17 protein-coding genes, 1 rRNA gene and 1 pseudogene are annotated in these 21,399 nt (G+C 52.9%); 13 read left to right on the forward strand and 6 right to left on the reverse strand.

Annotation, left to right across the window (positions count from 1 at the left end; genetic code table 11):
- Nucleotides 1-111, forward strand: a 5S ribosomal RNA gene (gene rrf / locus AC58P5_RS14450); the annotation flags it as partial.
- Nucleotides 112-455: 344 nt separating this feature from the next.
- Here rrf and AC58P5_RS14455 read toward each other — a convergent pair.
- Nucleotides 456-1,124 carry a TetR/AcrR family transcriptional regulator gene (locus AC58P5_RS14455; RefSeq protein ID WP_497387603.1) on the reverse strand — a complete coding sequence of 223 codons (669 nt, stop codon included), beginning with the start codon at nucleotides 1,122-1,124 and terminating at the stop codon, nucleotides 456-458.
- 196 nt (nucleotides 1,125-1,320) lie between these two features.
- Between AC58P5_RS14455 and AC58P5_RS14460 the strand changes: the two are divergent.
- Nucleotides 1,321-2,079 (forward strand): annotated as a pseudogene (locus AC58P5_RS14460) (SDR family NAD(P)-dependent oxidoreductase).
- Between the two features lie 66 nt (nucleotides 2,080-2,145).
- Here AC58P5_RS14460 and AC58P5_RS14465 read toward each other — a convergent pair.
- Nucleotides 2,146-3,009, reverse strand: coding sequence for a helix-turn-helix domain-containing protein (locus tag AC58P5_RS14465; RefSeq protein WP_497387605.1), 864 nt, complete (start codon nucleotides 3,007-3,009; stop codon nucleotides 2,146-2,148).
- Nucleotides 3,010-3,148: 139 nt separating this feature from the next.
- On the opposite strand from AC58P5_RS14465, the gene AC58P5_RS14470 reads away from it, so the two are divergent.
- The 7 genes from AC58P5_RS14470 to AC58P5_RS14500 all read left to right on the forward strand — a co-directional run bounded on the left by AC58P5_RS14470 (nucleotide 3,149) and on the right by AC58P5_RS14500 (nucleotide 11,794).
- Entirely contained in the window at nucleotides 3,149-4,267 is a 1,119-nt protein-coding gene (locus AC58P5_RS14470) for a glycoside hydrolase family 88 protein (protein WP_497387607.1), read from the forward strand.
- A 386-nt stretch (nucleotides 4,268-4,653) separates the two neighbouring features.
- Entirely contained in the window at nucleotides 4,654-4,932 is a 279-nt protein-coding gene (locus AC58P5_RS14475) for a hypothetical protein (RefSeq protein ID WP_497387609.1), read from the forward strand.
- 486 nt (nucleotides 4,933-5,418) lie between these two features.
- A complete protein-coding gene (gene cyoA / locus AC58P5_RS14480; RefSeq protein WP_497389083.1) occupies nucleotides 5,419-6,387 on the forward strand; it encodes a ubiquinol oxidase subunit II in 969 nt (322 codons plus the stop codon).
- Between the two features lie 23 nt (nucleotides 6,388-6,410).
- Nucleotides 6,411-8,381 (forward strand): cbb3-type cytochrome c oxidase subunit I, encoded by a 1,971-nt coding sequence (locus AC58P5_RS14485; protein ID WP_497387611.1) that lies wholly within the window; start codon nucleotides 6,411-6,413, stop codon nucleotides 8,379-8,381.
- Nucleotides 8,382-8,411: 30 nt separating this feature from the next.
- On the forward strand, nucleotides 8,412-9,011 hold the full coding sequence (gene cyoC, locus AC58P5_RS14490; RefSeq protein ID WP_497389084.1) for a cytochrome o ubiquinol oxidase subunit III: 600 nt from the start codon (nucleotides 8,412-8,414) through the stop codon (nucleotides 9,009-9,011).
- Between the two features lies 1 nt (nucleotide 9,012).
- Complete coding sequence (cyoD, locus tag AC58P5_RS14495; RefSeq protein WP_497387613.1) at nucleotides 9,013-9,357, forward strand: cytochrome o ubiquinol oxidase subunit IV; 345 nt, start codon at nucleotides 9,013-9,015, stop codon at nucleotides 9,355-9,357.
- 520 nt (nucleotides 9,358-9,877) lie between these two features.
- The gene (locus tag AC58P5_RS14500; protein ID WP_497387615.1) at nucleotides 9,878-11,794 is read left to right on the forward strand and encodes an arginine--tRNA ligase; all 1,917 of its coding nucleotides are present in this window, start codon (nucleotides 9,878-9,880) and stop codon (nucleotides 11,792-11,794) included.
- A gap of 210 nt (nucleotides 11,795-12,004) precedes the next feature.
- Here the strand turns inward: AC58P5_RS14500 and AC58P5_RS14505 are convergent, their stop codons facing one another.
- The 4 genes from AC58P5_RS14505 to msrA form a co-directional block, all read right to left on the reverse strand.
- Nucleotides 12,005-12,943, reverse strand: a complete 939-nt coding sequence (locus AC58P5_RS14505) for a D-alanyl-D-alanine carboxypeptidase family protein (RefSeq protein WP_497387617.1) — start codon at nucleotides 12,941-12,943, stop codon at nucleotides 12,005-12,007.
- Between the two features lie 193 nt (nucleotides 12,944-13,136).
- Entirely contained in the window at nucleotides 13,137-14,273 is a 1,137-nt protein-coding gene (locus tag AC58P5_RS14510) for a sensor histidine kinase (protein ID WP_497387619.1), read from the reverse strand.
- The gene (locus AC58P5_RS14515; protein ID WP_497387621.1) at nucleotides 14,263-14,958 is read right to left on the reverse strand and encodes a response regulator transcription factor; all 696 of its coding nucleotides are present in this window, start codon (nucleotides 14,956-14,958) and stop codon (nucleotides 14,263-14,265) included. The genes AC58P5_RS14510 and AC58P5_RS14515 overlap by 11 nt, the downstream gene beginning before the upstream one ends.
- Nucleotides 14,959-15,144: 186 nt before the next feature.
- Complete coding sequence (gene msrA, locus AC58P5_RS14520; RefSeq protein ID WP_497387623.1) at nucleotides 15,145-16,113, reverse strand: peptide-methionine (S)-S-oxide reductase MsrA; 969 nt, start codon at nucleotides 16,111-16,113, stop codon at nucleotides 15,145-15,147.
- A 230-nt stretch (nucleotides 16,114-16,343) separates the two neighbouring features.
- Here msrA and AC58P5_RS14525 point away from each other — a divergent pair, with 230 nt between their 5' ends.
- The 4 genes from AC58P5_RS14525 (at nucleotide 16,344) to AC58P5_RS14540 (ending at nucleotide 21,357) form a co-directional block, all read left to right on the forward strand.
- On the forward strand, nucleotides 16,344-16,901 hold the full coding sequence (locus tag AC58P5_RS14525; RefSeq protein WP_497387625.1) for an NUDIX domain-containing protein: 558 nt from the start codon (nucleotides 16,344-16,346) through the stop codon (nucleotides 16,899-16,901).
- 374 nt (nucleotides 16,902-17,275) lie between these two features.
- Entirely contained in the window at nucleotides 17,276-18,799 is a 1,524-nt protein-coding gene (locus AC58P5_RS14530) for a glycosyl hydrolase family 18 protein (protein WP_497387627.1), read from the forward strand.
- A gap of 356 nt (nucleotides 18,800-19,155) precedes the next feature.
- The gene (locus AC58P5_RS14535) at nucleotides 19,156-20,298 is read left to right on the forward strand and encodes a metallophosphoesterase (RefSeq protein WP_497387629.1); all 1,143 of its coding nucleotides are present in this window, start codon (nucleotides 19,156-19,158) and stop codon (nucleotides 20,296-20,298) included.
- A 66-nt stretch (nucleotides 20,299-20,364) separates the two neighbouring features.
- Entirely contained in the window at nucleotides 20,365-21,357 is a 993-nt protein-coding gene (locus tag AC58P5_RS14540) for an aldose 1-epimerase (protein ID WP_497387631.1), read from the forward strand.
- Nucleotides 21,358-21,399 lie beyond the last annotated feature (42 nt).

Below are 21,399 nucleotides of genomic sequence, written 5' to 3' on the forward strand. Positions count from 1 at the left end.
GACGATGGCGGAAGGGAACCACGCGTACCCATCCCGAACACGACCGTTAAGCCTTCCAGCGCCGATGGTACTTGGACCGAAGGGTCCTGGGAGAGTAGGACGTTGCCAAGCACACAAGAGTCTTTTTGAACGTAACCGTTCAAGAGGGCTCTTTTTGTTTGTAGATTTGATTTTACCGGTGTCACATATGGGGTGATGGGCAGCAGAGTGTTATCATCGCCAAGTTGCTAGAATAAGCATAACGGTTTTATTAACATGATGTGTAATATCAAAAACTGCAGTTTTACGAAGGCAAGACAGCTGTCCTTGGCTGTCTTTACGAAAAGAACCCTGTTGAAAATTCTCAACATGGTTCTTTTGCATTAAATGGATTCGTGTGTGAAAAAAGGCTTCAAAGCGATAAACGCCGTGGAAACTCGTTGCAGCTTGGATGGCCTTTTAATGAAATTCGATGTTTAAGGTGTGCCTTTGGTCGGCGGCTTAAGATAGTCAAGAAAAATAGCTTTTAGGATAGTTAACTGCGTCTCGGGCGGGAGCTTGGCTTCCAACATAACGATGCTTTTTTGCATGGAAAGCTTCTTGGAGAAAATGCCGAAAGCATGAATGATGCTGGAGAGCGTATCCTGAATAGTGATGTCGGTACGGATAGAACCGTCGGTATGCCCTGTTTTGATGATTTCGGTAAGAACGGCGCTGAATTTACGGATAACCGCGTTGTAAAACTCGATGTCCGCTATAGGATCGGAGGATTGGGCCGCATAACTCTCGAAAGCTTCGATAAACCGGGTGTTCCGCAAATGCTGCGGCTCAATGAACGAAATAAAATGATCGAACAGTTTATCCAGTTTCTCCATGCAAGTGCAGGGCAAATCGGCTACGGATTGAAAAATCGAGATTTGGGACTCGATAATTTTCACGGCAACCGCTACGATGAGCTTATCCTTTTTGGGAAAATAGCGGAAAACAGTGGCGATTCCGATATTGTCTTCGTCTGCAATTTCCTGCATGGTAGCTTTTTCGAGACCTTTGCGTATAAAAACTCTTTCGGCGGCATCGATCAGGCTGTTTTTTCTGATTTGCTTGCCGTCGCGGCGTTCTTGTTCCAATCTGGTTTTGGGAGGCATCGAAGCTCACGTCCTTTCAATCCCGGTTCGGCTGATTGCCATCCTAGCAAACCTTCCCTCAATTGTCAATACTGTTGAATTTCAATTCCAATGAAATGCTGTTGAGAGTTAATTTCAAGAGTGATATAATAACATTCATGATGATAGTATAACTATCATTTAATGATCATGCTCTGGATCAAGGGGAATGGATAATATGACAACATCAGCAAAGATCGCAGTAGTGACAGGAGCAGGCAGCGGAATCGGCAGAGCAAGCAGCTTGAAGCTGGCTGAAGACGGCGCAAAAATCGTGGCGGTAGACCTTAACAAGGAAACCGGTGAAGAAACGGTTCGTCTCATTCAAGAGCAGGGCGGAGAAGCCTTTTTTGTTCAAGCTAACGTGGCTGTAAGCGAAGATGTACAGAATTATGTAAATAAGGCGGTAGAAACATACGGCCGCATCGATATTTTCTTTAATAACGCGGGTATTATTCAAAAGTTCAGTCCGCTGACGGAAGTCCAGGAAGATGAATATGATCGCATTATGAACGTGAACGTAAAAGGAGTATTTCTCGGTCTGAAATAGGTGCTGCAGGTGATGGAAAAGCAGGGCAGCGGCGTGGTCATTAACACGGCTTCTACAGCCGGCATCAGGAGCGAGCACAGTGTGAACGTTTATTCGGCCAGCAAGCATGCGGTTGTCGGATTAACGAAAGCTGCGGCTCTTGAGTATGTCAAAAAAGGCATCCGCGTAAATGCGATTTGTCCCGGTGGAGTTGAGACCGCATTGACGAACAGCGTGACCGAAATGTTCAAAGCGACCGGATATTTACCGGACGAGGTTTCCACTATGCGTATGGGCCGTTACGCGCAGCCGGAAGAACTGGCCGGGGCAGTCGCTTTCTTGGCATCGGATAAGTCCAGCTATATGACGGGTTCCATTCTGGTAGTCGATGGCGGTTTGACTCTGTAACAGCAGCATAAGGGTAAAAAAAGAAGAAGGCAGGGCGTCCGAGGACGTTCCTGCCTTTTTTGGTGCCTAGCTCGTGCGATATTTTGCAGGCGAGAGACCGTTGTGCTTTTTGAACAGTTGACAAAAGTAAGAGAAGTTAGAAAATCCGATTCGATGGCCGATTTCGCGGACGGATAAATTTGTCGTTTTGAGAAGAAAGGAGGCTTGCTGCAGCCTTTTAGCGGTCAGATAGCTGGTTAAGGTGCTCCCGGTCTCCCTGTGAAACAGATAGGAGACATGATTGGGAGTCAGATGCACGTGCCCGGCCAAATCGGTTAAACGGAATTCCGAGGCGTAGTTGGTTTCAATCCAAGCGAGTATGGCAGCCACGGAGGGAGAAAAGCGAAGGGCGGAACCGACCCTGCCTGCGGCAGATTGCTTTTCAAAAAGAGACTGAATCCGTTGGAGGAGGGAGAGTGTATCCAGCAGAACTTTTTCGGATTGGACGGGGGAGCTCTGGTTCACCGCGGTGTCACCTTTATAAAAATGAAAAAGAGCATCCATAGCTTCCGTATCCGGCACGTCCACCCACTGATGCCCGAAAGGATGCTTCCAGATATGCAGCAAGAAACTGTTTAATGACGGGTAAGGCTCGGTATACCGGAGCAAAACGGCCGGATCGAACAGCAGCATGGAACGGATGTATGGTTGTTGTTCGGTAATGCTCATCCGAATCGTATGAAGCTGGAAGGGTTTGAAAAAAAGAAGCGTGCCCGGCTTCATCTCGAACAGCTCCTGCCCGATCATGACCCTTCCGCTGCCGCGGTGGACATATAAAATTTCGATTCCCTGATGGGCGTGGAAAATATCGCGAAAGCTTTCCGAACGGTTCAGACAAAGAGAAAGCTGCACGGGATGCCGTCCAAGATCGGCATAATTATCAAGTCTCATGGTGATCGACCTCAATGAATTCGTAATATGACAACATTATATCATAATATTCCCAAAACTAGCCCAACCGGTGTTTGCTACGATAGAAGAATCATAATACTAACGGAGTCTGCAGCGGCTGGAGTGAGATGCCGGACAGATGGCCTGGAAGGTAGGGGTAACGGTGAATCAGGAAGAATTATGGGGCAGTTTGTATAAAAAGGTGACCGCTATGGCCAAAAAAATGGGAGATAAATCACCACATGTGGCTTTTGACGGGGTATACGACGATATGAGGATCGATTGGTGGACTTCCGGATTCTGGCCGGGAATGTTGTGGATTATGCATGAAATGACGGGGGATCTGTCACTCTGGGAGAAAGCCTGGAACTGGGATGCGAGATTGGAGCAGTGCATGGTGAACGACTCGAACCTTCACCATGACGTCGGATTTCAGTTTCTTCCGACGGCCGTGATCAAATACAAGCTTACGGGAGATGCGGATGCACGCAGAAGAGGGATTCAGGCGGCGAATTTCTTGGCGGGGCGGTTTAATCTGGCCGGGCGTTTTCTGCGAGCTTGGAATCAGGATAAAACCGGCTGGGCCATCATTGACTCCTGCATGAATTTATCGCTCCTCTTCTGGGCGGCGGAAGAAATCCAAGATCCCCGCTTTCGTCATATAGCGGCGGCTCATGCGGATACCGTGCTGGAGCATTTTATCCGGGAAGACGGATCGGTCAGACACATTGTCAGCTTCGATCCGGAGACGGGGGCTTTCCTGGAAGCGCTGGGAGGGCAGGGACATTCGCCTGAATCGGGATGGAGCCGCGGTCAGGCGTGGGCTCTTTACGGCATGGCGAATGTGTACCGGTACACCGGCGATATCCGTTACCTTCATGCGGCAAAAAGAGTCGCCCACTATTTTCTGGCTTCCCTGCCGGAGGATGCCGTGCCCCACTGGGATTTCCGTACCGGGAATGCGGAAGGGGAGCCAAGAGATACTTCGGCGGGAGCCTGCGCGGCGTCCGGGCTGCTTGAAATCGCAAAGCATGTGTCTGTTTCTGAAAGATCCCTGTATGAACGGGCAGCGGTGAGGATCATGGCGGCTTTGGCAGGTTCGTACGCTTCATGGGATGACGAGAGCGAAGCGATCCTTCGGGAAGGCACGGGAAATAAGCCTGCCGGCCAGAACGTCGACGTAGGTTTGATCTACGGCGATTACTTTTTTGTCGAGGCGGCCGCAAAGCTGAACGGATGGCAGGGAAGCATTTTTTAAAGAGTGAAAGGAACGAAATATAGCCAGACAAAGCAGAAAGTCACTACAGGCCGTTCATAAAGCGGATAACGGATTTTTATTAACGGAACCCTATCCATGTAGTTAGGGAACCGACTCCTTGGGACAGCCATACAACTATCGAAAGAGGGAGATGCCGTAAGTTCATAAAGGCCATTTCAAATGGATTAACCGGGAAAAGGAGTCTTTGCAACGCAGCAGTACAGATAATGGAGGATTGTTTACCTAATGTTTACCTCCTTCTCGTTTCGGGTAATAAAAAGTGTCCAATTATTGATCAAAATTTGAAAATTGTTTGAACAAATTTTAAAGATTGTGCTATAATAGACACAAATAGACCCTTACTGCACGAAAGGGAAGTGATTTCAATGACAACCAAAACATTAACTGTACCGCAAAGACAAAAAAACGAACGCGAAGTTGGTCGCTTATTTTCTTTTATGAATATTATGGCATGGAGCGCGCTTGTAATCGGCGTTGTTATGAGCTTGTGGAACGTGTTCCACTTTAGCGACAAGAACCTTACGTTGATGGTCGGTATCGGCTTTATGGTTGGCAGCGTGTTCATTTACACGATCGGCACGGCGATTCATCTGGTGCACGAGCGTAAATTCGAACAGCAGGAGAACGGAGAAGTAACCGAATAAACGGAATGAACGAGAAGTCCTCCGGACCCGAAAGGGTGGAGGGCTTCTTTTTATTGCCCTCAAATATGACCGTGTAAGAGAAACGGCGCCTAATGAACCGGATCGGGCTGTTAGAAGATGGCCGTTTCGGGTAATGAACCTAAAGGTGTGTCTACGAATCGACATAATCGAACAGGTTTTGCGTTCACAATTAGAGCCGGATGGATGCGAGATTTCATCCAAGTTTTGGTGAAAACGTAGATCTGATAAGGTTTTCTGCCTATTCATTACAAAAAAACGTCGAAACGTTGAACTTTCTATTACGGAATTTCAACGGTTCGATGACACCTTTGTTAACAGGGCAGATGTTCGATTCCGTTTCTGTTATGTTTATCACATACATGAAAGAACGAACGATCTCCGCATCTTCTGATGGCGGGGGCGTTAGTCAGGAGATGAGGATAATTGAAGAAGGGGAACTTATTCCGGCGTTTTAGCGCAGTATTCATGCTGGTCTTGATGACGGTCGTTTCCGCAGGCTGTAAAAGTCCGATCGTATTGGATCCGAAAGGTCCCGTCGGTCAGCAGCAGATGGATTTGATCGTGATTTCGACTCTGCTCTGCCTGGTCATCATCGTACCCGTACTCGTGATTACCTTTGTAATCGTATGGCGCTACCGTGACAAGCCGGACAGAAAGGCGAAATATACGCCTAACTGGGAGCACAGCACCAAGCTCGAAACCATTTGGTGGGGGATCCCGATTCTGATTATTGTGGTACTGGGTATCATAACGGTCCGTTACACGCATGCGTTGGAGCCTTCCAAACCGCTTGCGGCCGAGAAAGAGGTTAAGCCGATCACGATCCAAGTTACGTCTTTGGACTGGAAATGGCTTTTCAAGTATCCGGAGCAAGGTATCGCGACAGTTAACTATGTTCAGTTTCCGGAAGATGTGCCGGTCCGTTTTGAACTGACTTCCGACGCACCGATGAACTCCTTCTGGATTCCGCAGCTTGGCGGACAGATTTACACCATGTCCGGGATGGCCATGAAGCTGAGCCTGATGGCCGACGAGCCTGGCGAATATATGGGATCGGGCGCTAACTTCAGCGGTAAAGATTTCGGTAAGATGAGATTCGTCGCGAAAGCAACGACTCAGGCCGACTTCGATTCCTGGGTCAAAGAAATCAAAGGAAGCTCTCCGGAGCTTACACTGGACGGCTACAAGAAACTTGCGGAGCCCGGCGTATCCGAAGTTCAATCTTTCTCCAAATTCCCGGAAGGGCTGTTTGAGAAGATTGTAACAAGATATTCCCCGTCCCATAACCATGGAGGCTTCGGTGCACCTGCACCTGCCAAACCATCCGCCGGAACCGAGTCGGGTACTTCCGACAAAGCCGCCGGCAGCAGTTCAACGGAAGGCTCGGGCGCAGTGAAGCAAGAAGCTTCCGCAGCTCACACGGGCCATGAATAGAGAGGAAAGGGGGAACATCCATCATGTTGGATAAAATCAAAGATTTCGCGTCCACGTTCTTCGTAACCGGCGATCCGCTGATCTACGGCGCTGACGTGAGTATCGCTCTGGCGACAATCGCCATTATCTTTGTACTTACTTATTTTAAAAAATGGACATGGCTGTGGCGCGAATGGCTGACTACGGTTGACCACAAGCGTGTCGGTATCATGTATATCATCGCTTCGATATTGATGCTGTTCCGCGGCGGCGTCGATGCGCTGCTTATGCGAACGCAGCTGGCGATGCCGGATATGGAGTTCCTGCAGCCGGAGCACTATAACCAAATTTTCACCACGCACGGTGTAATCATGATTTTGTTTATGGCGATGCCGCTTATGTTCGGCTTGTTCAATATCGCCGTACCGCTTCAAATCGGGGCGCGCGACGTTGCGTTCCCGTTCCTGAACGCGCTCAGCTTCTGGCTGTTCTTTTTCGGCGCGATGCTGTTCAACATGTCTTTCGTTATCGGAGGCTCGCCTGATGCGGGCTGGCTGGCCTATCCGCCGTTGTCGGAGCTTTCCCACAGTCCGGGGGTCGGGCAGAACTTCTACATCTGGGGGATTCAGATTTCCGGTATCGGGAGTTTGATGACGGGTATTAACTTTATCGTGACCATCCTGAAAATGCGCGCACCGGGCATGAAGCTCATGAAAATGCCGATGTTCTCCTGGTCCGTGCTTTCCAGCTGTATCGCGATCATTTTCGCCTTTCCGATCCTGACCGTGACGCTGGCCCTGTTGTTCCTGGACCGTTTCATGGGCGCGCACTTCTTCACGCTGGACGGCGGGGGCAACCCGATGATGTACATCAACCTCATCTGGATGTGGGGTCACCCTGAGGTTTACATTGTCGTTCTGCCTGCATTCGGTATATTCTCCGAAGTCGTCTCGACTTTCGCGAAGAAAAAATTGTTCGGGTACAAATCCATGGTGTTCGCCATGATGATTATCAGCGTTCTCTCGTTCTTTACCTGGGCGCATCACTTCTTCACGATGGGTTCGGGGGCCAATGTCAATGCCTTCTTTGCCATAACGACGATGATTATCGCGATCCCGACGGGCGTGAAGGTGTTTAACTGGCTGTTCACCATGTACCGGGGTAAAATCAGGTTCGATACGCCGATGCTGTGGACAATCGGATTTATTCCGTGCTTTATCGTGGGCGGGATGACAGGGGTGCTGCTTTCCGTAGCGCCGGCCGACTTCCAGTTCCACAACAGCTACTTCCTGATTGCCCACTTCCACCAGGTGCTCATCGGTGGTGTCGCATTCGGATATTTCGCCGGTCTTTACTACTGGTGGCCGAAGATTTTCGGTTTCAAGCTGAATGAGAAGCTCGGTAAATGGGCATTCTGGCTTTGGAATATCGGTTTCTATGTCTGCTTCATGCCGCAGTATTTCCTCGGTCTGGACGGCATGACACGGCGGCTCAGCACGTATGGTTGGGATTCGGGCTGGTACGGCTTGAATCTGACTTCCACTATCGGGGGCTTCCTGATGGGGGTCGGTTTCATTTTCCAAGTGTGGCAAATCGCCCACAGCATCAAATTCATGGAGCGCGACACAACAGGCGATCCTTGGAACGGACGTACGCTGGAATGGTCCATTCCTTCGCCGGCTCCGCTTTATAACTTTGCGACAATTCCTACGGCAAGCGTGCAGGATCCTTGGTGGGAAGAGAAGCAGCGTCTGGAACAGGGCGGCAAACCGGCGCCTAAGGCGAAGCTTGAACCGATTCACATGCCGAAGAACTCGGCGATTCCGTTCATCAAATCGCTTTGCTGGTTCATCGCGGGCTTCGGGTTCGTGTTCGGCTGGATGTTCTTCGCCATCCCGGGCTTGATCGGAGTGGCGGTATGTATGCTCGCGCATTCCTTCAACTATGATACAGATTACTATATTCCGGTGGATGAGATTGAACGCACGGAAGCCGCGGCAAGGGGGTCGGTCTAATTGGCACAAGCAAGCAGTCACAATAAAGCGATGTCTCACCAGCACGATCACAGCCATGATGATGGCCATCATGACCTTGAATCGCTGCGGATGTTCGGCTTCTGGATCTTCCTGATCACCGACGTTATCCTGTTTGGTACGCTGTTCGCTACGTACATCGTTCTGCACGGCAACACAAACGGCGGTCCGACTCCGGCAGAGCTGTTCGAAATGCCGGGTATTATCGCGGAGACGTTCATCCTCCTCACGTCCAGCTTTACAAGCGGTCTGGCCGTGCTGGCGATGAACAAAGGCAACCGTAAAGGCCTGATCGGCTGGCTGGCCGTAACGGCACTTTTGGGTGCTTCCTTTATCACGCTGGAAGTAACCGAGTTTGTAAAAATGGTTCATGAAGGCGCGACGATCTCCACGAGCGGTTTCTTGTCCGGGTTCTTCACCCTGGTCGGAACGCATGGAATTCACGTATCCGTCGGTCTGGTATGGATGATTGCTTTGATGATTCAGCTGAGCCGTCACGGCATCAACACGGTAACACGCCGCAAAGTGAACGTTATCAGCTTGTACTGGCACTTTCTGGACGTGGTCTGGATCTTCGTCTTCACGTTCGTTTACTTGATGGGGGTGATGTAAGATGGCACAACATACGACCCATTCGGGCGGAGCGCATGACCATGAACACCATGAATCGCATGGTTCTCTGAAGTCTTACGTCATCGGTTTCCTGCTGTCGATCGTGCTGACGATTATTCCGCTGGTCGTGATCCTGAACAAAATGGTAACGGGCAAGGCGGCCATTCTGGTCCTGCTTATTACCGCCGTTCTCCAGTTCGCCGTGCAGCTGCTGTTCTTCATGCACTTGACGGACGAAAAGGGGCCGCGTTACAACCTGATGACTTTGATTCTCGGTCTCGTGATTTTGACGACGATCGTAGCAGGTTCCATCTGGATTATGACTTACAACACCGTCGCTCACTGAGCGAGGTATGAAAGAGCTTTCCCGTTCATGCGGGGAAGCTCTTTTTTTATGGGCGCTAGTAAGATAATGGTTATTCCGTAAAGGAGCACGAGAGAAGTAGAAGCAATAGGTAAAGCGATTCATAGGAATGACGCGGCGGCTTCCGATGGGAACGCTGAACGTAACAGTGACCTTGACAACACGTTGAAGATCCTGTATAAATAAATCTAATTATTCAAACGACAATGATGGGAACATTTAGGAACGGGATTGGCATTCAGACGGAGAGTCGCAGCGAGCCGGAGAAGGTGAGAGCCGGTACGGATGTCTGATTGGCCGCGGGCCCGGGAGATGGTCTTCCGAACGGAAGTAGGAAGATCCGGCTGAGCGCCGTTATCGGTCAAAAGAGGTCCGGTTTTTTCGCATAGGCTATGCGGCAGCCGGGCACTTAGAGTGGTACCGCGGGAACTTACGAGCTCTCGTCTCTTCATAGAGACGGGGCTTTTTTGCGTTTCATCGACAAAAATAGGAGGCTGAGAATATGATTTCCACACAGTTATGCGGCGAAATCGAAAGAGGGGTACGGAAGCTGCTGGACGAAGCCGGAACGCCGTGGCCGGCAGGGCTTAAAGTGCTGGTGGATAAGCCCGCCCATCCCGAGCACGGGGAGTACAGCACGAACGTCGCCATGCTTTTGGCCAAAACGTTAAAAAAACCACCCATGGAGATCGCGGAAAGGCTAAAAAGAGAGCTGCAGCAGGCCGGGATTGCGGGAGGGATTTTTTCGAAGGTGGAGGCTGCTCCACCGGGATTTTTAAATGTTAGTATGGACTGGAATGTCTGGATGAACCGCCACAGGGAGTATTCGGTTTATAAGGGAGATGCGGGAAAGGGGAAGGTGGTGATCGAGCACACGTCGATCAATCCCAACAAATCCGCCCATATCGGACATTTGCGCAATTCCTGCATCGGAGATACCCTGGCGCGTCTGTTATCGAGAGCCGGCCGCGAAGTCGAAATTCACAATTACATCGATGATCTGGGCAACCAGTTAGCCGATACGGTAGTCGGTATTCTTCATACGAAGACGGAAGGGAAACATCTCCGTTTCGGTGATTTTTGCTGGGATACGTATGCGAAGGTGAACAAAACGTACAAAGAGCACCCCGGCTTGCAGGAAGAGAGAACGAGGGTGCTGCACGAGCTGGAGGAAGGTGCATCTGCCACGGCTTGGATCGGACGTTTAACGGCGGAGAAGATTGTGCGGGAACAGCTTCACGAGATGAAGGCGTTCGGCATCGGCTATGACGTGCTCGTATGGGAAAGCCGCATTGTAGCCGAAGGGCTGTGGGAAGCTGCTTTTAAACATCTCCAGGCTACCGAAGCCTTTTATAAAGTGGAAGAAGGCAAGCTCGCCGGCTGCTGGGTTCTGCGGCACGGAGGAGAGCGCAGCGGAGAATCGGAGGGGTCCCAAAGCCCAGACCCGGAAGCGCATCAGGCGGACAAGGTGCTCGTCCGGTCGAACGGGATTCTGACTTATACGGCGAAAGATATCGCGTACCATTTGTGGAAGTTCGGTTTATTTACCCAAGATTTTACGTATATGCCCTATGCGGAAGGCGTCTGGTCCACCGATTCGCAAGGACACGCGATGCCGTTCGGCCGTGGAGAAACGGTGATCAACGTGATCGATTACCGGCAGGAATATCCGCAGGCGATGGTCAAGCTGGCGCTGGAGGCGCTCGGTTACAAGGAGCAGGCGGCCAGGCTGCTGCATGTCAGCTACGGAGTCGTTTCGTTAAGCCCCGAAACGGCAGGCAGTCTGGGTGTCGATACTACCGCGGGTAAAGGCTCGTATGCCATGTCGGGACGCCAGGGAGTAGGCATCAAGGTGGCCGAGCTGCTCCAGGTGATGGAGGAGGGCATCGAATCCAAACGCTCCCGGCAGGAGGGGCTTTCCAGCCGGGAGATTGCAGCCGCGGCCATCCGATATTACCTGCTGAAGTATCATCTTCAGACGGAAGTCGTTTTCGATCTGCGTCAGGCGACGGAAGTAAGCGGAAACTCGGGCGTGTATCTGCTGTACGCTTACGCCCGTGCCGGAAGTGTGCTGGAGAAGGCAGGCGCAGGTCAGAAGGGGGGCGGGCAAGCGTTCAAGGAGCCTCCGGTGCCTTCCGTTGACAGTACGGGGCTGGAACCCCCGGAGCGTCAGCTGCTGAAGCAGATCGCGTACTGGACTGAAGTGATGGATGCCGCCGTCCGGCAGCTGGCTCCGAATCTGATCTGCAGCTATGCTTTCGAGCTGTCGCTGCTGTTCAACAATTTCTACGGAGCTTGTCCGATAGTGAAGGGTCCGGCCGATCGGGTGGAGCTGAGGGTTTGGCTGACCTGGAAATTCCGTGAAACGTTAGGCGAGGCGCTCGATGTGCTCGGATTGCCGGCTCCTGAACGGATGTAATTCTTCCGGCGAGCACGGAATGCCGGACCTTGTCCGCAGGTTCAAGCTCCGTTAAAGCGGGGGAGCTGCCTTACGGACAAGGAGAGTGCGGCTAGCTGTGAACGGGCGCAAAACGAATTCGATCAAAGAAAGCGGTTCTAACCTGTCCGGTGACGACGTGCGTGAGGGATTGGCAACCACCCGGCCCTGCCCGTACGGGGCCGTCCTAGCTTAGGCGGCTTCTTTGTTTACGGCAAGCTTAAGCAGCGCATGAGTGTCGGTATAGACGCCGCCGGAGCTTGACCGGAGTACGACGGTAATGAGGTTCTTCCCGTCGAGATCCGCCGATGAGACGAGACAGTACCCGGCTTCGTCGGTGAAGCCTGTTTTGACGCCGTTAACGCCTTTGAAGTAGTAGGCGCCGTCTTCCTGGAGAAGCTGGTTCCGGTTGACGAAGGTTTGCTTATGTCCGGCCGAAGCGACCGTATGCCGGGGCTGATCGACAATGCCGCGGAACACTTTGTTCTTCATGGCTTCGCGGGCAAGCAATGCCATATCGCCCGCAGTCGTGTAATGCTTGGGATCGTGCAGCCCGTGCGGGTTGGTGAAATGGGAGCGCTTCGCGCCGACCGCGGAGGCCTTCTTGTTCATCAGGCCGGCGAAATAGTCGATGCCCTCTTCCGCGGAGAGCTTCCGGCCGCTATCCTTCTCCGCAATGTAGCGGGCGACGGTTCTTGCCGCGTCGTTGCCGGAAGGAAGCATCATTGCGGCGATAAGATCCTCGAGCGAAAGGCGCTGGCCTTCCCACAGTCCGGCGGTGCTTTCTCCCGATGTTTTCAGCCGGATCTCGTCGCCGACGGTGATGAGGTCCTTGGGGCTGCCTTTCTCGAGGGCGATCATGGCGCTCACGATTTTGGTGGTGCTGGCGGGATAAAGGCGCGAGTCCTTCTGCTTCTCGAAGAGGACCTTGCCGGTATCCGCGTCCATGAGTACGGCGGCTTCTCCTTCGACGGAGGAGGTTAAAGGGCTCCCGCTTCCGCCAAAGAGTCCTGTGCGCAGTGTGGATAGTGCGGAAGCCGCACGAGGTTTGATGACATGTAAGGGATCCGAAACCAGGGTCAGGGCGAATACGGCGGCCGTGAGTCCCAGCAGGGTTGATTTTAGTTTCATAGGGTAGTGCTCCTTTCAGGTTTGAGGCGGTAACGGCTCTCTTTCTATATTGGACCCTAACGTTTAATAAACCGATAAGAAAACCTTACGAAATAATTACGTTTCTCTGTGATTTTAGACAGATTTTGAGAGTTCCGGGAACAGCCGTTATTCTGGGGATAAAAAAGGCGATCCCCCCGGCGGGAGATCGCGTCTAAAATGAACCGGAACCGACGGAGGAAGGGGGAGGGCTTTCGGGATTCAGCGTCCTCAGGCGTACCGTGAATACCGTCTCCTCCGGATCGCTGTAAGCCTCGATCGTTCCGCCGTGGAGATCGATAATCTGCTTGGCGATGGCGAGTCCGATTCCCGAGCCCCCGAGATGCTTCGTACGGGACTTCTCGACGCGGTAGAACCGCTCGAAAATCCGCGGAAGATCGGGTGCGGGGATCGATTCTCCGTAATTGGTTACGGACAGGACAATTTCGCTGCCTTCGATCCGTCCCGTGACGTCGAGATAGGCCCCGTCATGCCCGTACTTGATGGCATTGGTGATCAGATTTTCAAACACCCGGCGCAGTTTGTTGCCGTCCGCTAGCACGTAGAGACGTGGCTGCTCGAATGTCATCCGCGTGTCCATGTCCGCCTCCTTGAGCTGCAGCTGAAAAGCGGAGAAAATCTGATGCAGCATTTCGACCAGATCGATTTTGACGAGCTGCAGTTTCATTTCTTTGTTCCGGAGCCGCGTGTACTCGAACAAATCCTGAACGAGCTGGTTCAGCCGCTGGGATTCCTCGTAAGCCATCCCGATGTAGTGGCGGAGCTCCACCTCGTCCCGGTACCTGTCCTGATCCACAAGCCCCAGATAACCGGTTATGGAAGTGAGCGGTGTACGGAGATCGTGGGATACGTTCGTGATCAGATCGTTTTTGGCCTGTTCGGCCTGGCGTTCTTCCTCCAGAGAGAGCTTCAGGCGGTCCACAAGCCGGTTAACGTGTACGGCAAGCTGGCCGAGCTCGCCGGAGCCTCCCGCCGGAACGCGGTGATTAAAATCGCCGTCGGTGATTTTTTGCATATTCTCGATAATCTGCGCGAGCGTGCGCTTGTCCCGGTGACGCTGCTCCAGCCGGTAAAAGTAAATGAAAAAGAGAAGGAAGATGATCAGTCCGGCCTGGATATAAGCATCCGGATAGCCGATCCGGTAGTTGATCCAGATCAAAATATTTTCCAGGCTGATCCGCTCCGAAAGATAGGAATAGAAAAGCGTGCGGCCCAGGAGAAAAATAAGAAGCAGCACGATCAGGGATGAACCGAGGCTGTACAGCAGGGCTCTGCTCCAATTAGTTTTCAAGCTTGTAGCCGACCCCCCATATCGTGTGGATAATTTTCTCGCCTTCCATTTCCTTCTCCAGTTTGTCGCGGAGGCGGCTGATATGAACCGTTACGGAGTTTGTGGATTCGAAATATTTTTCTTTCCAGATTTTCTCGAAAATTTCTTCGGAACTGAAAACCCGGCCCGGATGGGTAGCCAGAAGGGACAGAATGCCGAATTCGATCGGCGTCAGCTTCACGAGGCGCCCGTTGGCGGTAACGGTGTGAGTCTGCTTGTCGATCAGCAGAGAACCGATCCGGGTCGTATGCTCTTCGGCGGGAACGGATGCCTGGGCCTGGAAATAAGCCCGTCTCAACAAGGACTTCACACGGGCGATAAGCTCCAGCGGATTGAAGGGCTTTACGACGTAATCGTCCGCCCCGGTCATCAGTCCGGTAATTTTATCGAGATCCCCGTCCTTGGCGCTGATCATCAAGATGGGGGTCATTTGCTTTTCGCGTATTTTCATACAGACCTGGAGTCCGTCCATGCCCGGCATCATAATATCGAGAATCACGAGATGAACCGTCTGCGCGGCCATAATTTCCAGGGCATCCGGACCATTGCTCGCTTTGTAGACCGTATAACCTTCATTTTGCAAATAAATTTCGATTAATTGCGCGATTTTGTCGTCGTCGTCGACGATCAGAATATGCTTGTCCATGTTCGTGTTCATCCTTTGTTTTGCCCGGTTGCCGCGGGCAGGCAGTCATAATGGTTCCATTGTATCATTTGTTGCTTAGGATCTTTTTACAAAAAGGTTAAGAAATTCTTTCAATAAAAAAAGCGGGGATGCCCCCGCGGCTCAAATAAAGGGCCGGTCCCCAAAAGCGGAACACGGCCCCGGTTCTTATTTCGTGAACAGTTTCAAGTAATCGCCGTAGCCTTCTTCTTCCAGTTTGTTTCTCGGAATGAAGCGCAGAGCGGCCGAGTTGATGCAGTAGCGGAGCCCGTTCGGGCCCGGGCCGTCTTCGAATACATGCCCCAGATGGGAATCCGCTTCTTTGCTGCGGACTTCCGTGCGGACCATATGGTGGGTCATATCCACATGCTCCGTTACCTGCTCGCCCTGAAGCGGCTGCGTAAAGGAAGGCCATCCGCAGGACGAATCGAACTTGTCCAGAGAACTGAAAAGCGGCTCGCCGGATACGATATCGACGTACAGCCCTTCTTCTTTGTGATCCCAGAATTCATTGCGGAACGGCGGTTCGGTGCCGCTGTTTTGCGTCACTTCGTACTGCATGGGCGTGAGACGTTTTTTGAGATCCTGATCTTTCGCGTGGTCTTTCCAAGTGTTTTTCAAAAATGCCGCCCTCCCTGATCCGACCGAATACGCTTTATAGCGCAGCGGATTTTTTTTATAATAGCCCTGATGATACTCTTCAGCCGGGTAAAAAGGCTTGGCCGGTAAAATTTCCGTGGCGATCGGTTTGTCGAACCGTCCGCTGCGGGCCAGCTCCGTCTTGGATTTCTCCGCCGCCGCCTTCTGTTCCTCGCTATGATAGAAGATGGCGGTTTGATACGACTGGCCGCGGTCGTTAAATTGGCCGCCCGCGTCCGTCGGGTCGATCTGCTGCCAGAATACCTCAAGCAGGCGCTCGTAGGAGAACACGGCAGGGTCGAATGTGATCTGGACCGCTTCGTAATGGCCGGTCGTATCGGAGCAAACCTGCTCGTACGTCGGGTTCTCCAGGTGACCGCCCGTGTAGCCGGATTCGACCTTGAGAATTCCGGGCTGCTCGTCGAACGGCTTGACCATGCACCAGAAGCAGCCGCCTGCAAATGTCGCCAGCTCGGATGATTTGTTTTCCAAACTCATGGTTTCCCAGCTCCTTTATTTAAACGTTCTTTAATGTCGGTTAGATTCCTGACCTTTCCATTATACCATTTCTCCGCCCGAAAAAAGAAATCCCGCCGCCGGGCACGGGAGCCTGCCGTTTGCCCCGTCTGTCGTATGGCCAGCCGCTCTTTCACGAACGCCGCGAAAGGAGTATAATGGCCCTTGCGTGAACGTATGCAGTCCATTCTGAAACGAAACAGGTGACCTCGATGGAAGCGAATTATTGTATGACGTGCGGAACTCCGCTTGAAACGCGGGATATGGACGGAACGCTGCGCAGGGCCTGTCCGGCCTGCAGCTTTGTCCACTGGGGCAGCTACAGTGCGGGCGTGGGGGCTCTTGTGATGCGGGAAGGAAAACTTTTGCTCGTCCGCAGGGCGCAAGAGCCGGGCAAGGGAAGATGGACCAATCCGGGCGGCTTTATCGAACAGCTTGAGCTGATTCACGAGACGATTGCGCGGGAAGTGCTGGAGGAGACGGGCATCGAGGCTTCCGTTAAGAGAGTGGTGGCGCTCCGGGATATGCCGAAAAGCATTCATAACATTTATATCGCCTTCGCGATGGATTACGTAAGCGGCGAACCCGTACCGGACGATCACGAGGTGGATGCAGCCGGATTTTACAGCTTGGAAGAAATGGAGACGATGAACGTGGCTCCTTTCACACGCTGGCTGGCCGATGTGGCCTGGAACGGGCGGGGCGAAGGGCTGGTTATCGACACAGATCCCGTGGTGCCGCTGGACGGGCACGGACTTTTCCGTGTTTAGCACGGTTTCCCAGCGGAGCGGATACAAAGCATGCAGCCAAGGCAGCAATTGCCGGAAGCTGCTTTTTTTTTCAGCAGAAAAATCTGCATGAAAGCAGCCGCCGGGGGAGGATTTAAATTCTTGATTTCAGCTGGTAAAATTATTCTCCAAAAGTGTTGAAATTCGTAATAAAAATTCCTTGTACAGATGGAAGTTTCCTGTGCTATCTTAGTGCCATAGAAAGATTTGGAAGCGTTTTCCTGGGAAGCGGACGTGACGATTTTCGGCTCCGCATCAAGTCCTCTTTTCTAACGTTCCCCGCATAAGCCACTTCCTAACAGATTTCCGCCTAACGGGACGCTTTCCGAATCTTCCGCCATCATGTATAGGAGGTCATGTTCTTGAAAAAATGGAAACCCTCTTTATTGACCGCATTAACGCTGGGGCTTGCGCTGGGAGCCGTTCCCGCTATGGGAGCTTCATCCGCCGGGGATATCAGCATCGCTTACGGCAGCCGTGTCGCCGTGCAGCAGCAGAAGCCCGTTCTGCAGGGGGATACCCTGACCGTACCCGCTCAGGAGCTGGCCAAGCAGCTTCAACTAAAACTTAGCCCTCTGAAAGAGGATGGAACTTTTACGCTGTCCAAGACAGGCGTCTTCATCGAGCTGAAGCTGGGCTCTAAGGAAGCGCGCGTGAACAACGAGCTCTCTATCCTTCAGACCGCTCCCGTCAAGCAGGGAGACGCGCTTTACGTTCCACTCCGTTTCGTATCGGAGGCGTCTCGCAGCCTGGTGGAGTGGGATCAGGCCAGAAGGATGGCCATCGTCAGCCCTACCTTTAAAGTCGTCGGCTACTTCACCTCCTGGGGGAAATTGAAAGCTTCCGAAATCGACGCGTCCAAGCTGACGCATATCAACTACGCGTTCGCCAATATCGTGGACGGCGAGGTGGCGCTGAGTTCGCCCAAGGAGCAGGAAGAAGCTTACCCCGGAGCGTGCAAAGGAGACGACTGCGCTAAATTTGTAAACGATTTCAAAGAGCTTGCGAAATTAAAGCAGGCGAATCCGCACCTGCAGACGCTGGTGAGCGTCGGCGGATGGACCTGGTCCGGCCGGTTCTCGGACACGGCGCTTACGGAAGCTTCGCGCACCAAATTCGCGGACAGCGCGGTCCGTTTTATCCGGGAGAACGGCTTCGACGGAGTCGATCTCGACTGGGAGTATCCGGTGACGGGAGGCCTGGAAACGAACGTGCGCCGTCCGGAGGACCGCACGAACTTTACCCTGCTGCTGCACACCATCCGTGAAAAGCTGGAAGCAGCCGGACGTGAAGACGGCCGTCATTATTTGCTCACGATCGCATCGGGCGCGAATCCGAACTACGTGAGGGATACGGAGCTCGATAAAGTGGCCGAGGCCATTGATTTCGTGAACATCATGACGTATGACCTGCACGGAAGCTGGGAGCCGACGAGCAACAACAACGCCGCCTTGTACTACGATCCGGCCGATCCGGATCCGAACGCCCACCGCTTCTATGTGGAAGCGGCTGTGAACGGGCACCTGAATGCGGGTGTACCGGCCAAAAAGCTGGTGCTGGGTATTCCATTCTACGGCCGTTCCTGGGGCGGCTGCGAAGCCGTAAACAACGGTCTTTACCAGGCCTGCAAAGGCGGGGATGTCGTGGATTGGACCGAAAAGCCGGAAGGTTTCCAGCGCTACTGGAACGACCGTGCCAAGGTTCCTTACCTCTACAACAAGCAAACCGGCCAGTTTGTCTCCTATGAGGACGAGGAATCGGTCGGCTACAGAGCTGAATTCATCAAGGAAAAAGGCCTCGGCGGAGCTATGTTCTGGGAGCTGAACGGCGACCCGGACGGCAAGCTGCTGCCGCGGTTGGCGGAATCGCTGGACCGGTAAGACAGCGGCCGTCCGACAGCAATCCCGTTCTTTGCTCATGCTCGGATTGCTGAGCGGAGGATGGGATGCGGCAGCCGGCAGTCCGTTATTTGAACGGAAGGCTAGATTTTAGCTGAATACACTCTCTAGAACCGCACGGGAATCTTCGGGTTCATCCGGTGAATTCTAGGGAGTGTATTTTTATGGCGTAAAATGCTAATCGTCACAGGGTCTTACTCTTCATTTCTTTCTGGAGAAAACCTCCTTTTTTACAGGTATGTTCAGCGGATGGGACCGGATTGGTTCCGTGCCGTCTCCCCGTGGTATAATGCGGACATCTTATCTGTTTACCTGTTAAATAAAGGAGTCGGACTCTAGTGAAATCGCGTCTTGTTCTGCTTGTTTTGGCCCTGCTCGTTTATGGGGGGCTTAATATTTACATCGGTTGGCATGGCGAGAGGTTTCTCGACTTCTGGGGAATTTCCGTGCCGGGCGGGTTGTACTGGACTTTACTGGCGGTACTGGCTCTCGCTTACATGCTGGGCCGCTCTCCCTTAGTTCCGGGTCCCCCGGGCAGGCTGCTGAAGGTTATCGGCTCTTATTACTTTGCCGTTCTGGAATTTGCCGTGATTCTCCTTCCGCTGGGAGATTTGGCCGCTTGGCTCTTGAAACTTGCGGGATTTCCGCCCGCCGTATATTTCGGAGGTACGGGAAGCGTCGTGCTCGTGATTCTGATTATCCTGCTTGCCAAAGGATACTGGAATGCCTGGACGCCCATCGTCCGGACGTACCGGGCCCGGGTCGATAAGGGGGCCGGTCAGCTGCGGCAGCTCCGGGTAGCCGTTGCATCCGATATTCACTTGGGTAATATTGTAGGAAAACGGCATTTGGCCCGGCTGGTTAAGACGGTCGACGCGATGAAGCCCGATCTTGTTCTGCTGCCCGGCGACCTTATCGATGACAGCATCGAGCCGTATATCCGCAACGGGATGTCGGAGGTCATGAAGCAGCTTCAGGCGAAATACGGGGTATATGCGGTCTTGGGAAACCACGAATATTACGGGGGCCATATCGAAGAGCACATCCGCCAAATGGAGCGGATCGGTATCCGCGTGCTGCGGGACGAGACGGTTTCCGTGGAGGACGCTTTCCATATCGCGGGGCGCAAAGACAAGACGGCGGAGTCGTTCGAAACCGGCGGCCGTATGGCAGTGGACCAACTGTTATCCGGGCTTGATCATTCGAAGCCGATCCTCCTGATGGACCACCAGCCCTATCATTTCGCCAAGGCCGCCGCTGCCGGAGCTGACGTGCTTTTGTGCGGCCACACGCATCGCGGGCAGTTCGCGCCGAATCACTGGATCACGGGAAGATTGTTCGAGCTGGATTGGGGTTACATGCTAAAGGAGAAGATGCATGTCGTCGTATCGTCCGGTTTCGGCACATGGGGACCGCCCATACGGATCGCCAGCCGTTCGGAGGTTATCGAGCTTATTCTCGATTTTGGGGAGGCGGAATGAAAGAGTTTTCATGATATAATAGTCTGGTAAAAGGCCGCACTGGAACTGACGAGGGGAGAGAGAAGCATGACACACAACCGTGCGTATGAGAGTGATTATCAGGGAATGAAAGCCGTTCGCCTGGAATGGGGCGCCTATGAAGCCGTCATGCTCCCGGATTACGGAGGCAACCTTATCGCGTTTAGGGATACGGATAAAGGCTACCGGTTTCTGCACGAACCGGCTGAGGAAGAGCTGGAATCCTTTAAGGCGAATCCGGGAATCCACGGCATTCCCGTGCTTTTTCCGCCGAACCGTTACGAAGACGGCAAGTTTCCGTGGAACGGCAAAGTGCTCCGGTTTCCGATTAACGAAGAGGCAACGGGCAACCATTTGCACGGATTTCTACATAAGATTCCCTGGCAAGTCGACGAATACGGGACGACGGAAAGCGAAAGCTTCGTAAGCGTGTCCGTCCGGGTGGATGAAGCCCATGAAGTGTACAAGTTTCTGCCGTTCCGCTTTACGATCCGCCTGCGTTATTCGCTCGGCGCGGACGGCTTGGCCCAGCATCTGTTTATCCGCAACGAAGGAGGAGAACGGATGCCTTGTCTGCTTGCTTTTCATACATCGGTTAACGCTCCTTTCGCGCCGGATGCTTCGGCGAAGGATTATCGGGTGAAGCTGACGATCGGCAAGCGCTGGGAAATGAACGACCGCATGCTTCCTACAGGCAGGCAGCAGCCCTTGACGCGGGAAGAAGAGCAGCTTCGGGACGAAGGGATTTATCCCTTCTACGAACCGCTGGACAACCATTATACGGTGTCCGCCCGGAACGGGCGCAACCGCATGGAGCTGACCGATACGAAACACAACGTGACCCTCGTTTACGATGTCGGCACGTCCTACAAGCAGTGGATGATCTGGAACCACTTCGGGGAGGAAGGTTTTTTCTGCCCGGAGCCGCAGGTGAATCTCGTCAACGCGCCGAACAGTCCGCTGCCGGCGGAGGAAATCGGCTTGTTCGGGCTGGAACCCGGAGAAATCTGGGAAGAGACCGGAAGGCTTTATGTGAAATAACGGCCGTTTTTTAACCGAAGCGGCAAAAGAAGACGGCGCTTT

This window comes from Paenibacillus sp. JT31N7 (genome assembly GCF_059692095.1).